The 12970-nt window shown below is 62.8% G+C and carries 17 protein-coding genes; 10 read left to right on the plus strand and 7 right to left on the minus strand.

All coding sequences use genetic code 11. The features are described from left to right. The first annotated feature begins 24 nt into the window (after positions 1-24). The 3 genes from GA829_RS08580 to GA829_RS08590 all read left to right on the plus strand — a co-directional run bounded on the left by GA829_RS08580 (position 25) and on the right by GA829_RS08590 (position 2332). The gene (locus GA829_RS08580; RefSeq protein ID WP_195178095.1) at positions 25-546 is read left to right on the plus strand and encodes a gamma-glutamylcyclotransferase; all 522 of its coding nucleotides are present in this window, start codon (positions 25-27) and stop codon (positions 544-546) included. A 117-nt stretch (positions 547-663) separates the two neighbouring features. Beyond that, positions 664-1611 carry an aldo/keto reductase gene (locus GA829_RS08585; protein WP_195178096.1) on the plus strand — a complete coding sequence of 316 codons (948 nt, stop codon included), beginning with the start codon at positions 664-666 and terminating at the stop codon, positions 1609-1611. Between the two features lie 100 nt (positions 1612-1711). Then, positions 1712-2332, plus strand: a complete 621-nt coding sequence (locus GA829_RS08590) for a LysE family translocator (protein WP_195178097.1) — start codon at positions 1712-1714, stop codon at positions 2330-2332. Between the two features lie 4 nt (positions 2333-2336). Here the strand turns inward: GA829_RS08590 and GA829_RS08595 are convergent, their stop codons facing one another. Together GA829_RS08595 and GA829_RS08600 are read right to left on the minus strand one after the other, a co-directional pair. Then, complete coding sequence (locus GA829_RS08595) at positions 2337-3137, minus strand: lysophospholipid acyltransferase family protein (protein ID WP_195178098.1); 801 nt, start codon at positions 3135-3137, stop codon at positions 2337-2339. A 70-nt stretch (positions 3138-3207) separates the two neighbouring features. Continuing rightward, the gene (locus GA829_RS08600; protein WP_195178099.1) at positions 3208-4119 is read right to left on the minus strand and encodes a LysR family transcriptional regulator; all 912 of its coding nucleotides are present in this window, start codon (positions 4117-4119) and stop codon (positions 3208-3210) included. Positions 4120-4222: 103 nt separating this feature from the next. Between GA829_RS08600 and GA829_RS08605 the strand changes: the two genes are divergently transcribed. From GA829_RS08605 to GA829_RS08615, 3 genes are read left to right on the plus strand one after another with little or no spacing between them, the layout of a single operon-like run. Next, on the plus strand, positions 4223-4774 hold the full coding sequence (locus tag GA829_RS08605) for a carboxymuconolactone decarboxylase family protein (protein WP_195178100.1): 552 nt from the start codon (positions 4223-4225) through the stop codon (positions 4772-4774). Positions 4775-4833: 59 nt separating this feature from the next. Further along, positions 4834-5304, plus strand: coding sequence for a nuclear transport factor 2 family protein (locus tag GA829_RS08610; RefSeq protein WP_195178101.1), 471 nt, complete (start codon positions 4834-4836; stop codon positions 5302-5304). A 26-nt stretch (positions 5305-5330) separates the two neighbouring features. Further along, positions 5331-5963, plus strand: coding sequence for a pyridoxamine 5'-phosphate oxidase family protein (locus GA829_RS08615; protein ID WP_195178102.1), 633 nt, complete (start codon positions 5331-5333; stop codon positions 5961-5963). 9 nt (positions 5964-5972) lie between these two features. Here GA829_RS08615 and GA829_RS08620 read toward each other — a convergent pair whose 3' ends face one another. The 3 genes from GA829_RS08620 to ftsE form a co-directional block, all read right to left on the minus strand. Beyond that, positions 5973-6695 (minus strand): YdcF family protein, encoded by a 723-nt coding sequence (locus GA829_RS08620; RefSeq protein WP_195178103.1) that lies wholly within the window; start codon positions 6693-6695, stop codon positions 5973-5975. Positions 6696-6829: 134 nt separating this feature from the next. Next, positions 6830-7819, minus strand: a complete 990-nt coding sequence (locus GA829_RS08625) for a cell division protein FtsX (protein ID WP_195178104.1) — start codon at positions 7817-7819, stop codon at positions 6830-6832. After that, positions 7812-8471 (minus strand): cell division ATP-binding protein FtsE, encoded by a 660-nt coding sequence (ftsE, locus tag GA829_RS08630; RefSeq protein ID WP_195178105.1) that lies wholly within the window; start codon positions 8469-8471, stop codon positions 7812-7814. Before ftsE ends, GA829_RS08625 begins: the two co-directional genes overlap by 8 nt. Before the next feature lie 192 nt (positions 8472-8663). Between ftsE and GA829_RS08635 the strand changes: the two genes are divergently transcribed. The 3 genes from GA829_RS08635 (at position 8664) to GA829_RS08645 (ending at position 10506) form a co-directional block, all read left to right on the plus strand. Beyond that, positions 8664-9311, plus strand: coding sequence for a hypothetical protein (locus GA829_RS08635; protein WP_195178106.1), 648 nt, complete (start codon positions 8664-8666; stop codon positions 9309-9311). 184 nt (positions 9312-9495) lie between these two features. Then, positions 9496-10038 (plus strand): hypoxanthine phosphoribosyltransferase, encoded by a 543-nt coding sequence (gene hpt, locus GA829_RS08640; protein ID WP_195178107.1) that lies wholly within the window; start codon positions 9496-9498, stop codon positions 10036-10038. Between the two features lie 96 nt (positions 10039-10134). Beyond that, the gene (locus GA829_RS08645; RefSeq protein ID WP_195178108.1) at positions 10135-10506 is read left to right on the plus strand and encodes a response regulator; all 372 of its coding nucleotides are present in this window, start codon (positions 10135-10137) and stop codon (positions 10504-10506) included. Here the strand turns inward: GA829_RS08645 and GA829_RS08650 are convergent, their stop codons facing one another. After that, complete coding sequence (locus GA829_RS08650; protein ID WP_195178109.1) at positions 10507-11454, minus strand: DMT family transporter; 948 nt, start codon at positions 11452-11454, stop codon at positions 10507-10509. Between the two features lie 224 nt (positions 11455-11678). Here GA829_RS08650 and GA829_RS08655 point away from each other — a divergent pair, with 224 nt between their 5' ends. Then, positions 11679-12545: a LysR substrate-binding domain-containing protein gene (locus tag GA829_RS08655; RefSeq protein WP_195179573.1), complete on the plus strand. Its 867-nt coding sequence runs from the start codon at positions 11679-11681 to the stop codon at positions 12543-12545. A gap of 26 nt (positions 12546-12571) precedes the next feature. Here the strand turns inward: GA829_RS08655 and GA829_RS08660 are convergent, their stop codons facing one another. Next, entirely contained in the window at positions 12572-12943 is a 372-nt protein-coding gene (locus GA829_RS08660; protein WP_195178110.1) for a glyoxalase superfamily protein, read from the minus strand. Positions 12944-12970 lie beyond the last annotated feature (27 nt).

A 12970-nucleotide genomic window follows, 5' to 3' on the forward strand; every position in this document is an offset into this window, starting at 1 on the left:
TCTTTTGCAATCAGGCATGGCGATATGGGCGATTTTTGGGTTTTTGGCTACGGTTCGCTGATCTGGCGCCCCGGTTTCGCGCATGTCGAAACGCAGCGTGCCCGGCTGCATGGCTACCGCCGCTCGCTCTGCGTCTATTCCTTCGTGCATCGCGGCACCCGCCAGCGGCCGGGACTGGTGCTCGGCCTCGACCATGGCGGCTCCTGCGTCGGGCTGGCGTACCGCGTTCCCGGCGATCTGCGTGACGAGGTCATCGCCTATCTGCGCGGGCGCGAGCTGGTCACGGATGTCTACCTTGAGCGCACACTCAAGGTCCGCCTCGATGGCGGCGAAACGGTCGAGGCGGTAGCCTACATCGTCGACCGCAAGCATGAGCAATATGCCGGTGCGCTCGACGCCAGTGACGCGGCGGCTGTCATACGCGGTGCGGTCGGCCAGTCGGGAAACAACGAAGACTACGTGCTCAGCACACTGAAGCATCTTGAGGCGCTCGGGATCCGTGACCATTGGCTGGAGGATGTGGCGCGGCAGGTCGCGCCTTTGTGAGGCCTTGGCTCTGCGGAAAAAGCCGATCAGGCCTTTGACCTCGCTGAAGCAGTACCTAGCTTAGGCTGCGAACCCTATCGGGCGGCATGCGCCCATCCCCTGTCACGGAGATCCGTCTTGCAGAAACGCCGTCTCGGTCGCACCGACCTTTCCATTGCGCCGCTGGTCCTGGGCGGCAACGTCTTCGGCTGGACCGCCGACGAAAAAACCTCGTTCGACCTGCTCGACCGCTTTGTCGCCGGCGGCCTCAACGCCATCGACACGGCGGACGCCTATTCGCGCTGGGTGCCGGGCCACAAGGGCGGCGAATCGGAAGCCATCATCGGCAACTGGATGAAAAGCCGCGGCAACCGCGACAAGGTGGTGGTGATCACCAAGGTCGGTTCCGACATGGGGCAAGGCCACAAGGATCTTTCCGCCGCCTATATCGAGAAGGCGGTCGATGCATCGCTGAAGCGGCTGAAGATCGATGCCATCGACCTCTATCTGTCGCATTGGCCGGATCCATCCACACCTTACGAAGAGACGCTTGGCGCCTATGAGAAGCTGCTCGCCAAGGGCAAGATCCGCTATGCCGGCTGCTCGAACCTCGATGCCGGGCAATTGCGCGCCGCGCTCGATGTGGCGAGCCTGCGCAGCCTGCCGCGCTACGAGGTGCTGCAGCCGGAATACAATCTCTACGACCGTTCGTCCTTTGATGGGCCATTGCGCGACCTGTGCATGGCCGAGGATATCGGCGTCATCACCTATTTCAGCCTGGCCAAGGGGTTCTTGAGCGGCAAGTATCGGGGCAAGGCCGATCTCGGTCAAAGCGAGCGCGGCGAAGATATCGGCGGCTATCTGAACGAGCGCGGCATGCGCATTCTCGCGGCGCTGGACGCGGTATCGGCAAGGCATTCGGCGAAGCAGGCGGAAGTGGCTCTTGCCTGGGTGATCGCGCGGACAGGTGTTACCGCACCGATCGCCAGCGCCACCAAGCCCGCGCAGATGGACAGCCTGATCAAGGCGGCGTCACTGAAGCTGAGTGCGGATGACATAGCCGACCTCAACAGAGCCAGCGCCTGACGCCTTCAGCGCGGCACATTTCACGCCTCGCACGATCGTCCAAGACCACCTCGCCTGTCTTGCCCTAGCGTTTCTCGCACAGGGCAAGACAGGGTTTCCAATGGCCGCATTTTCCGATCCTGAAGCATGGCGGCAGTTGCTGGCGCTGGTATTGGCGTCGGCGGTCGTCATGGGCAGTCCGGGGCCGGCGACGATCAGCGTCACCGCCATTGGCGCCGCCTTCGGGTTGCGGGGCTCATTGCGATACACAAGTGGCGTCATTCTGGGCACGATCGCCGTTCTGCTTGTCGTGGCCACCGGTGTCATGGCGGTGCTTGCCTCGGCACCGAAGCTGACGCCGCTGCTTGTGGCCGCATCCGCTGCCTATATCCTCTATCTCGCTTTCAAGATCGCGACTGCTCCGCCGCTGGCGGCGCGAAGCGCTGAGACCGCGCGTCCAACATGGCTTGGCGGGTTCCTGCTGGCTGTCGCCAACCCGAAAGCCTACGTGGCGATCGCCGCCGTGTTCGCCGGCAGCACTTCGAAGCAGGGCGCTGTTGAACTCGGCCTTTGGCTGAAGCTGGCTGTGCTCGCCGCGATGATCGTTGTGATCCACGTGCTTTGGCTTCTGGTCGGCGCGGCGTTCGCACGCTTCCTGCGCAGGCCCTTGGCCTCGCGGATCATCAACCTGGTCTTTGCCGCGACGCTGGTGCTGACCACGGCACTGGCGGTCTTCGGCTGACGGCTCAGGCCTTGGCTTTTGCCGCGGCGTCCAGCTCTTGTAGTCTTTTCACCGCTGTCGGCGGCAAGGCTGGCGGGTTCGGTCCTCGCGCCACGTCGATGAGAAACTGGTCGCAGGCAGCCTCGGTCTCGCCGATCAGCCGCGCCATGAATTCGTCCTTGCCAAGGCCAGGTGGAATCGGCGGCAGGAAACGCGCTTTGATCGTGCCAGGGTAGCGCAGGAATTTCCGGCGCGGCCAGTAGAGGCCCGCGACATGGGCGACCGGCACCACGGGAACGCCGAGCTGCGAATAGATTTCGACGATGCCGTATTTGTAGGCCGGTTCGTCGCCGGGCGCGCGCCGCGTTCCTTCCGGGTAGATGATGAGCTGGCGCGGGTTGCGGGCCATTTCCTCCTTGGTGGCGGCAAGCACCGCTTTCAGCGCCTTTGAACGGCTGCCGCGATGAACCGGGATCATGCGCATCTTCAGGATGTACCAGCCGAAGAACGGGATCCAGGTCAGCTCGCGCTTGAGGATGTAGAGCGGGTCCTGCAGGAAGGGAAAGAAGGCGATGGCGTCCCAGAACGACTGGTGCTTCGGCGCCAGGATGAAGGAGCCTTGCGGCAGGTTTTCAAGCCCGGTGATCTCGCTCTTCGTGCCGGCGATCTTGTCGTAGAGCCACATCGAGGTGCGCGACCAGAATTTCGGCACGAACCACGCACGGTGGCGCGGCGAGAGAAAATAGTACGGGGTCCAGAGGATCATCTGGACGATCAGGTTGACGTAAAAGACGAAGTTGAACGTCAGCGATCGGATATAGAGCATTTGGCAGGCCCGGTGAGGAAGCGTGGGGTTGGTTACACCAAGCGCGTGCAAAAAGGAAACGGCGTGATGGCTAGCCCTGCCATGTCGCTTGCGCGAGCCGCTCCCTCAGGCGTGGGGCCGCGAAATCGAGGAATGCGCGCAGTTTGACCGGTAGCCGGCCCTGGCCGGCATGGACGAGGTTGACGGGCCATGGCTCCGGTTCGAAGACCTGCAAAACGGGGCTGAGTGCTCTTGATCGTACGGCACCAACGATCTGGTAGGAGAGCACGCGCGTTATGCCGATGCCGGCGACAGCGGCGTCGATCGCCGCTTCGGCGGTGTTGACTCGCAACCGTGAGTGCACCTGGACAGGAAAATCAGCCTTGTCGTTAGCGAAGGTCCATGTGGCGAGGGAGCTCAGACCCTCGAAGGTGATGCAACTGTGCGTCTCAAGATCCAGTGGGGTCCTCGGCGTGCCGTGTTCGGCCAGATAGGCAGGGCTTGCGCAGACGACATGCCGGATCGAGCCGATCTTGATGGCAACCATGCGCGAGTCCGGTAGGTGGCCGATGCGAATGGCGAGATCGATATGGTCTTCGGCCAACTGCGCGATCCTGTCGCCGAGCGTCAGCCGGATATCCACCCGAGGGTATGCAGCGAGGAACGCGGTCACCACCGGCAGCACGTGAAGGCGGCCGAAAACGATCGGCGCGGTGATGATCAATTCGCCGGTTGGCGTGCTGTATTCGCCGCCGGCGGTCCGCTCGGCCTCTCCGACCTCGTCGAGGATACGGCGGCAAGCGGCGAAGTAGGCGTGCCCTGCATCGGTCAACGTCAGCCGCCGTGTTGAACGGTTCAACAGGCGTGTTCCGAGATGATGCTCGAGATCGGAAATCTTGCGGCTGACCGTTGCAAGCGGGGTGCCTGAGCGGCGGCCAGCGGCGGAGAGACTGCCGGCCTCCGCCGTCGCGACAAACAGGGACATGGCTTCGAGGCGATCCATCACTTCTTCCAAAAATTGGAATGATAGTTTGCAATTATGCCATCTACATCCGGCGAATGGAAGGATGCATATAGGGGTGACCACTCAAACAAGGACGTTTCCCATGCCCCGCATCGTCACGCCGTCATCCATTGCCGACGCCCCCGCAGCCGCCCAGCCTATGCTGCAGGCTGTCGAGAAGCAGCTCGGTGTCGTACCGAACCTGTTTCGGATGGTTGCCAACAGCCCGGCAGCACTCGAGGGCTATCTCGCGATGTCGGGAGCGCTTGCCAAGGGCCGCCTGCCGGCACCGACGCGCGAGCGTATCGCGCTGGCTGTCGCTGAAATCAACGGCTGCAGCTACTGCCTCTCCGCGCACAGCTATCTTGGCAAGAATCTCGCAAGGCTCGACGAAGCCGAGATGCTCGCCAACCGCCACGGTGGATCGACGGATGCCAAGGCAGCCGCGGCGGTGCGTTTTGCGGTCGCGGTTGCGCGCAACCGTGGCCATGTTGGCGATGCTGATCTCGCGGCCGTAAGGCTCGCGGGCTACGACGAGGCGCAGATCATCGAGATCGTCCAGCATGTCGCCCTGAACGTCTGGACCAACTATATCAACGAGGTTGCCCAGACGGAGATCGATTTTCCGGTTGTTTCTGCCCGCGATGCTGCCTGAATCCGGCGAGGGCTGGCGATGTCCGCCGGCCCCAGCCATATGTTATCGCGAGGAATCCCATGTCCGAGAGCCGTCCGCCGCTACCGCCTTTCACCGCCGAGACCGCAGCGCAGAAGGCGCGCATGGCCGAGGACGCGTGGAACTCCCGCGACCCGGCGCGCGTCGCGCTCGCCTACACAACGGACAGCCGCTGGCGCAACCGCGCCGAATTCCTGCAGGGCCGCGACGCCATCCAGGCATTCCTGACGCGCAAATGGAGCCGCGAGCTTGAATACAGGCTGATCAAGGAGGTCTGGGCCTTCCATGGCAACCGGATAGCGGTCCGTTTTGCCTATGAATGGCGCGACGACAGCGGCTCCTGGTTTCGCAGCTACGGCAATGAAAACTGGGAATTCGACGAACACGGGCTGATGCGCCTGCGCATTGCCAGCATCAACGACCTGCCGATCGGCGAGGCCGATCGCAAATATCACTGGCCGCTCGGCCGCCGCCCGGACGATCATCCCTCATTGTCGGCGCTCGGGCTTTAGCACCCCGTCAGGGGCAGGAGGCACCCATGAACGCGCATGCTTTCACCAGCGACGTCGCTTTCACGCCGACCGTCAAGGCAATCCAGGCACGCAAGGGCTCGCGCCAGTCCTATGCCCGCGTCGAAGAGCGCGGCGGTTGGCAGTCAGTCATCACGCCTGACATTGCCGCGTTCATCGGGATGCAGACCAGCGTCTTCCTGTCGACGGCCAATGGCGAGGGCCAGCCCTATATCCAGCATCGTGGCGGGCCGTCCGGCTTCCTCAAGGTGCTGGACGAACACACGATCGGCTTCGCGGATTTTGCCGGCAACAAGCAGTTCATCAGCCAGGGCAACCTGGCCGACAACCCGCAGGCCTTCCTGTTCCTGATCGACTATGCCCACCGGCAGCGCATCAAGATATGGGGCACGGCGCGCGTCGTTGAAAACGACGACGAACTGATGGCGAGATTGATGCCGCAGGACTACCGGGCGCGGCCTGAGCAGGTCATTCTGTTCACTGTCAAGGCCTGGGATGCCAATTGCCCGCAACATATTCCGCAGCGCTTCGAGGCGGCTGACGTGGCGGCGGCTCTGGCCGACCGCGACAAGCGTATCGAACGCCTCGAACAGGAGATCGCACGTCTCAAGGGAAGTTCCGGCGCCGCCGTCAAGGAATGAAACTTCGGCTCAGCCGCCGGCCGCGGTCTCGGCCAGGGCAAGGCCATCCGGCGTCGGCTTCATCGGCACGATGCCGCGCGCCAAAGCCAGCAGGTACTTGTTGTATTCGGTGAACAGCACGCGCAATGCCTCCGGCTTGGTCAGCCAGCCGCCATTTTCGAGATTGGCATTGACCACGGGGTAGGGCTCAAGCTTTGCGCCATGCAGCAGCCGGCCCATTTCGAGCAGGCTGCGTGGCATATGGTAATTGTTGGTGACCAGGATCACCGTGCCATAGGCGTGGCTCTCCACCCATTTGGCGCTTTCCTCGGCGTTGCCGATCGTATCGAGCGCTGCCCGGTCAATGTCGACGCAGCAGGAAAACAGCTTCTTGTCGCCACCGGTCGCTACCTGCAGCTGGCGGCGGCTGGCGGAAGGATGCACGCCGCTGATCAAAAGCCGCTCACCCTTGCCGGATGCCAGCAACTCCATCGCGGCGTCCAGGCGTGACTGGCCGCCAGTAAGCACGATGATAGCGTCGGCCTTGGCGGGATTTGCAGGCGTTGTGAGGTGGCTGACCTTGTTGGCGAACCAGCCGAAACCACCGGCAAACAGCACGGCCAGCGTCAGCACGAGAAAAGCGGCTGTGCGCAAGAGCGAACCCAAACGGCTTGCCCCGGCGCGCCCATGCGAACGCGCACCCGCCACTGGCAACTGCCCAGCCGTCCCGGTCGAGTCCCGCGCGTCCATCATGCTATGGTTAATCCTGAAAAGTGTCCTTTGGTAGGGAAAAAGCGCACTTTGCGTTACGGGGTTTCTTCATCCGTGATCGATCTTGCCTGGTGTCTGTCGTTGTCCTCAAACCCCGGTTCGACTTCAGCGCGATGTTAGCCGGCATCCGGCTGACGGACATCAATGTCACTGAGATAAGCAACGACGGTTGCATGCGAGGTGGCCGCCGTCAGTGCGCCGATGACCAGCACCATCAGAACGACGCCGAGATAGCCCGCCGAACCGATGGCGAAGTTGCCGAACAGAGCGGTTGCCTGGTCGGCCTGCGGCGTTGCCATGTTGCGCGATGACCACCAGGAAAAGACGATGAAGACCAGCACCGCCGCCGCGCCGCCCGCCGCGGCACCCTTCATGCCGGTGACGAGGAAATGGCGGCGGAATTCGCGCGCGATAAAGCGCGCCTCGGCGCCGACGAAATGCAGCACTTCGATGATGTGGCCGTTGCCCGCCATGGCGCCACGTGTCGCGAACACCACTGTCAGCACGGTCGCCGACAGCATCAGCGCCAGCACCGCGATGCCGATGGTCACCGTGGTGCGGGCCATGGCCACGAGCCGGTCGACCCAGGTGCGATGATCGTCGAGCGAGGCGCTCGGCAGCTTGGGTGTCATCGCCGCGCGTATGGCCGCGAAATCCGGCGGGCTGTTCTCGTCGATGGTGACGATGATCAGGCGCGGCACCGGCAGTTCGTCGATGTTGAGACCCGAGCCCAGCCACGGCTCAAGCAGCCTGGCGGTGGCGTCGCGATCGATGATCCTTGTCGCCTTCACGCCGGGGAATTCGCCAGCGATCTGCGAGGCCTGGGTGAGGGCCGCCTCCATGTCGAGGCCGTCGGCCGGCTTGATCTGGATCGTCGCCTCGCGCGAAATCTGGTTCTCCCAGACGGAGGCTGTATCGCGGACCAGCGTCACCGCGCCAAAGGTCAGGCAGGACAGGAAGGTCATGATGGCGATGACCAGCACCAGTGCCCGGCCGGCGATGTTCTGCGCCGGAACGATCGGCGCCATCCTGCGCTGGACGCGTGGTTTTGCCGCGGCCGCCTCGGCGTCCTCTTCGTCGAGATGTTCGGCGGGCAGATCAGTCATAGATATCCAGCCTTCCGCCGGCCAGAATCAGACGGCGCGCGTCGACCTGTTCCATGAGGCCGAGATCGTGGGTGGCGATGACCACTGCGGTGCCGAGCCGGTTGAGCTCGATGAAGAGGCGCAGCAGGCGCCGCGCCAGCGGCGGATCGACATTGCCGGTCGGCTCGTCGGCCAGCAGGATCTCGGGCTGCTCGATCAAGGCCCGGGCGATCGCGGCGCGCTGCTTTTCGCCGCCGGACAGCACCGGCGGCAGCACATGCATGCGCTCGCCAAGGCCCACCCATTTCAGGAGCTCGGTCACGTCGGTGCGGTAGCTTGCCTCCTCGCGGCCGCGCACGCGCAACGGCAGCGCCACATTCTCGTAGGTGGTCATGTGGTCGAGCAAGCGGAAATCCTGGAACACAACGCCGATGCGCCGCCGCAGGTGCGGCAGTTCAGTGCGCGAGATGCGCGAGCGGTCCTTGCCGAAAATGGTGATCAGGCCGCGCGTCGGCTTCAGCGACATGAACAGAAGGCGCAGCAAGGTTGTCTTGCCGGCGCCCGAAGGCCCGCTCAGGAACTGGAAGGAGCGCTCCGGAATGTGCAGGGAGATGTCACGGAGGATTTCCGGACCCATGCCATAGCGGAGGCCGACATTTTCGAAGCGAATCAATTTCGGCGACCTGAAATTCCCGGCGGCGATACGCCACCGTTTTCTCTCCAACGACCATCGGCCGGCATGGTTAACCGACAGTTAATTCCTGGGCTGTTTAGGCTCGTCACGAAGGCTCCGGTGGGGAAGCGTTAACCATTTCCGTTTACGCAAAAGAAACGAAAAGCGAACACGTGCTGCATTACTGGTGCCATGATGGCTGAGGATAGAACCGCGCGCCCGGTTTCCGGCGAAATCATGACCGGTCCGGCGGCAAATGCCGCACCGGGCCACTTCATGCGTGGTTCGGCCGGCGACGTCGTTGATGCCGACTATGAGGTGTTGCCCCGTGGTGTCCCCGACGTGGAGCCGGTTTCACAGCCGCCGCTGCGTGTGATCGTGACGCCGCCGATCGAAGGCATGGATATGCTGCGCAAGCCCGAAGCTCCGGCGGAACGCGCGCCGGCCCCGCGCGGTGGGCCAATCTTCTGGATTGCCGGCATAGGCCTGGCGCTCGCGGCGTTCTGGGTTTCCGGCGGGCACGCGCTGGTGCGGCAGTCGCCATTCCTGGCTTCCGAGCCGCCATCGGCGCTCACCATCTCGGGTGTCACGTCGCGCGTCGACGCGTCTGGAGCCAAGGCGCTGCTGTTCGTTGATGGCGAGGCCGTCAATGACGGCGCTGCTGCTACACCGCTGCCGCCTCTGGAAATCCGTGTAACCGGCAATGATGGAAGCGTAACCCGCTATAGGTTGGGGACATCCAGCAGTCCGCTGGCGCCGCGCGAGAGATTTGGCTTTGCCAGCCGCCTCGACGTGCCTAGAAACGGGGTTAAGACCGTGTCGGTCACCTTCGCCGAGTAGGGTGTATTGATATTCAGATGATGCCGGCCCGCAAACGGCTGATACCTGCGCTTCCGGTGCTCACGTACCCAAAAGTACGCTCCGCTCCGGTTCTTGGTATCAGCCATTTTCGGCTCGGCCTGACCTGAATCTCAACACACCCACGGCGACGGGGTTTTAGGCGAACATCTTGAAGGGGCGAAAAATGCCAGTTGTACGTGGCAAGGACATCGAGGTCCTGTTTTCAGCGTCGGCGATCGCGCGGCGCAATCTTGAACTCGCCAAGGAGATCGCCGAGCACGACTATCACGACCTGCTGGTGATTTCGGTGTTGAAGGGCTCGTTCATTTTCGCCGCCGACCTTATCCGCGCCATGCATGATGTCGGCCTGTCGCCCGAGGTCGAGTTCATCTTCATCTCCAGCTATGGCGCCGGCACCAGCAGCGGCGAGGTGAGGGTGCTGCGCGATATCGACAACGAGGTCGCCGGCCGCGACGTGCTGTTGATCGACGACATACTCGAGTCCGGCAAGACGCTGACCTTTACCCGCGACCTGATGCTATCGCGCGGCGCCAAAAGCTGTTCCATCGCCGTGCTGCTCGACAAGCGGATGCGCCGCCAGACCGCTCTGACCGCCGACTATGTCGGTTTCGACTGTCCCGACTATTTCGTCGTCGGCTACGGCATGGACGTGGCGCACGCCTTTCGCGAACTGCCCTTTGTCGGCATCGTCAAGGGTGACGTCTGAGGTCAACTGGTTCGCTGGAGCGAATTCTGAAAAGACCTCATCCGCCGACGGGGGCCTTCAGGAAAAGTCAACTTTTGGACGGCAAATATGCCGCCCATGGCAAAGCTTCTGATCGTTGAGGACGATGAGTCCGTTCGCACCCTGGCTGCTCGCGCACTTGAACGTGCCGGGCACTCTATAGACATCGCGGCGGACGGCGCGCAGGGCCTTTCGCTGATCAAGTCGGCGCGGGGCGGCTACGATCTGGTCGTCTCCGACATCCGCATGCCGGAGATGGACGGCATTGAGATGGCGATCGCGGCGGCGGCACTTTTCCCGGCGATGAAAATCATGCTGATGACCGGCTATGCCGATCAGCGAGAACGCGCCGAGGAATTGAACGGCATCATTCTCGATGTTGTGCAGAAGCCGTTTACGCTCGCCGAAATCCGGTCACGCGTCGAACGGGCGCTGGTCTGCTTCGCCTGATCAGGCTGGATCGGTGACGGTACGCACAGGTGCAGCGCTTCTTCGCCTTTCGGTATTGAGCGCGAGCAGCCCGGCGCCGATGATCAGCGCGGCACCGATGACGGTTGTCGTGCGCGGCACTTCGGCGAAGAACAGAAAGCCCCACAGCGGCGACCACAGGATGCCGGTGTATTCGAAGGTGGCGACACGGTTAGCCGGCGCCATCCTATAGGCCTGCGACAACAGGATCATGCCGGCTGAGGCGACGAAGCCGCAGGCGGCCATCTTCAGGAAATCCGGCAGCGTCGGCCACAGCCACGGCCGCACCAGAAACTCCAGGCTGGGGTGAACGGCATGGGTTATGCCGGCGAGATGGAACGTGCCGGCAACCACGGCAGCGCCCACCAGATAGGCGCCGTTCTGATAGAACGCCATGACGGTGGATGATTCGGTGTCGCCGATCTTGCGCGCCATGAGCTGCGAAAAGCCATAGAGAACCGCCGAGCCGAGCGACAGCAGTGCTGCCCAGTCGAACAATCCGGCGCCCGGGCGCAACATCACCAGAACGCCGAACAGGCCGATCAGCACGGTTGCCAGTGTCTTCCAGGAGACGCGTTCTCCGAGATACGGTCCGGCCAGCGCCATGATGAACAGCGGCGCCATGAAATAGAGCGCCACAGCGTCGGCCAGCGGCAAGGCGGCGATCGCCAGGTAGTAGACCGTGTAGGAGGTGAACTGGATAAAGGCACGCGTTGTCAGCATGCCGAAACGTTTCGACAGGATCGCACGCAATCCGACATCGGCATGGACCAGGACAATCAGGATCGGCAAGGCGACGATCGAGCGGATCGCCATCACTTCGGTCACGGGATAACCGCTTGAGACCGCCTTGACGAGAGGATCCTGCAGGGAGAACACCAGCACGCCCAGGCATAGGCTCAGGATGCCGAGCACCATCCGGTTCTGCATGTGGGTTCCAGGCTCCAGTATGACGACGGCAGGCAGCGTGCTTCAGGTTAAAAAGAACCCGCCACCGTTTCGGGCAGCGGGCACGAGTGAGGACTCTTCAGATTGGTCCGCAGCTGATTTCGCAGCCGCATATCCAATGGGTGAGGCGACTATTGTCCGGCGTTTGACATGTTGCAAACGAATTGGAATGATGCCAGCAATCAAAATTGCTTATGGCTGAAATTATGCGACCAAACCTCGACAGTGATCTGCTGCGCACGTTCGTGGCCGTTGCCGAAGCAGGCAATTTCACCAAGGCCGCGGAGCAGGCCGGCCGCACCCAGTCAGCCGTCTCGATGCAGATGAAGAAGCTCGAAGGCCTGGTCGGCGACAGTCTGTTCGAGCGTGGTTCGCGCGGCGTGGCACTGACGCGGCGTGGCGGCGAGCTGATCGTCAATGCCCGCCGCATCGTCTCCTTGCTCGACGAGACAGCGGCCTCGATGACGGCAGCACCGCTTGGCGGGCCGGTGCGCATCGGCATTCCGGAGGAATATGGCCACGCCATCCTGTCGCGCGCGCTGGGCGCCTTTTCCAAACGCCACGCCAAGGTCGAGGTGACGGTGCGCTACGCCCATTCGGGCGCACAGATAGCAGCGCTCGCCGCTGACGAGCTCGACCTCGCCGTGGTGTTCGAGTGGCAGGATCTTTCCGGTGGTGAGGTGCTGATGCACGATCCGACGGTCTGGGTCACCTCGAGCCTGCATCACATGCACGAGGAGAGGCCGGTGCCGATCGCGCTCTACAACCGGGCCGGCTGGTGCAAGGACTTTGCCATCAAATCGCTGGAGCAACGCGGTCTTGCATACCGTGTCGCCTATACCAGCGACACCACCGGTGGCCTGAAGCTTGCCGTGACCTCGGGCCTGGCGATCGCGCCGATCTCGCGCAGCAACATTCCGGCCGGATGCCGCGAACTGACTGCCGCCGACGGCTTTGGCGACATCGATGCCTCGAATGTCGTGATGCATCGCAACCCGAACGCATCAGGCGAAGCGATCGACGGCATGCAAGAGGCGATCCGCGAGGCGTTCATCGGCGGGCCAGCCGTTTAGCCTACCGACGCTGCCTCGCAGCCGCCTTAAGCCGGCATTTCCTCGTAGAAATGCAGCCGGTTGCCGAATGGATCGCCCACCGACACTTCGCGGGTTTTCCAAGGCGTCTCCTCAAGGCCCGGCCTGGCGAAGCGATATTTCTTGCCGATCAATTCGCGGTGCAGTGCCGCTATGTCCTCGACCTTGATGCGCAAGGCAATTCCGGGCGCGCCATCGCCGTGATGTTCGCTCAGATGCAGCACGCAGCCATCTCGGCCGACAGCCATGTAGAGCGGTGCGTTATCGTCGAAACGATGTTCCCATTGCACCGCGAAGCCGAGGAAGCCGACATAGAATTCATGCGCCTTGGCAATGTCGAAGATGCGCAGGATGGGTGTTACGGCACCGAGTTTCGGCATGGAATTGCAACCATTCAAGAGCTTTTT

Origin of the sequence: Mesorhizobium sp. INR15, from assembly GCF_015500075.1 — a bacterium.
Taxonomy (GTDB): domain Bacteria; phylum Pseudomonadota; class Alphaproteobacteria; order Rhizobiales; family Rhizobiaceae; genus Mesorhizobium.

Bases quoted from the DNA above. Each gene is read 5' to 3' on its own strand.
- GA829_RS08580 (WP_195178095.1), top strand. From the start codon at position 25: ATGGGCGATTTTTGGGTTTTTGGCTACGGTTCGCTGATCTGGCGCCCC.
- GA829_RS08590 (WP_195178097.1), top strand. From the start codon at position 1,712: ATGGCCGCATTTTCCGATCCTGAAGCATGGCGGCAGTTGCTGGCGCTG.
- GA829_RS08595 (WP_195178098.1), bottom strand. From the start codon at position 3,137: ATGCTCTATATCCGATCGCTGACGTTCAACTTCGTCTTTTACGTCAAC.
- GA829_RS08600 (WP_195178099.1), bottom strand. From the start codon at position 4,119: ATGGATCGCCTCGAAGCCATGTCCCTGTTTGTCGCGACGGCGGAGGCC.
- GA829_RS08605 (WP_195178100.1), top strand. From the start codon at position 4,223: ATGCCCCGCATCGTCACGCCGTCATCCATTGCCGACGCCCCCGCAGCC.
- GA829_RS08610 (WP_195178101.1), top strand. From the start codon at position 4,834: ATGTCCGAGAGCCGTCCGCCGCTACCGCCTTTCACCGCCGAGACCGCA.
- GA829_RS08615 (WP_195178102.1), top strand. From the start codon at position 5,331: ATGAACGCGCATGCTTTCACCAGCGACGTCGCTTTCACGCCGACCGTC.
- GA829_RS08620 (WP_195178103.1), bottom strand. From the start codon at position 6,695: ATGATGGACGCGCGGGACTCGACCGGGACGGCTGGGCAGTTGCCAGTG.
- GA829_RS08625 (WP_195178104.1), bottom strand. From the start codon at position 7,819: ATGACTGATCTGCCCGCCGAACATCTCGACGAAGAGGACGCCGAGGCG.
- GA829_RS08635 (WP_195178106.1), top strand. From the start codon at position 8,664: ATGATGGCTGAGGATAGAACCGCGCGCCCGGTTTCCGGCGAAATCATG.
- hpt (WP_195178107.1), top strand. From the start codon at position 9,496: ATGCCAGTTGTACGTGGCAAGGACATCGAGGTCCTGTTTTCAGCGTCG.
- GA829_RS08645 (WP_195178108.1), top strand. From the start codon at position 10,135: ATGGCAAAGCTTCTGATCGTTGAGGACGATGAGTCCGTTCGCACCCTG.
- GA829_RS08650 (WP_195178109.1), bottom strand. From the start codon at position 11,454: ATGCAGAACCGGATGGTGCTCGGCATCCTGAGCCTATGCCTGGGCGTG.
- GA829_RS08655 (WP_195179573.1), top strand. From the start codon at position 11,679: ATGCGACCAAACCTCGACAGTGATCTGCTGCGCACGTTCGTGGCCGTT.
- GA829_RS08660 (WP_195178110.1), bottom strand. From the start codon at position 12,943: ATGCCGAAACTCGGTGCCGTAACACCCATCCTGCGCATCTTCGACATT.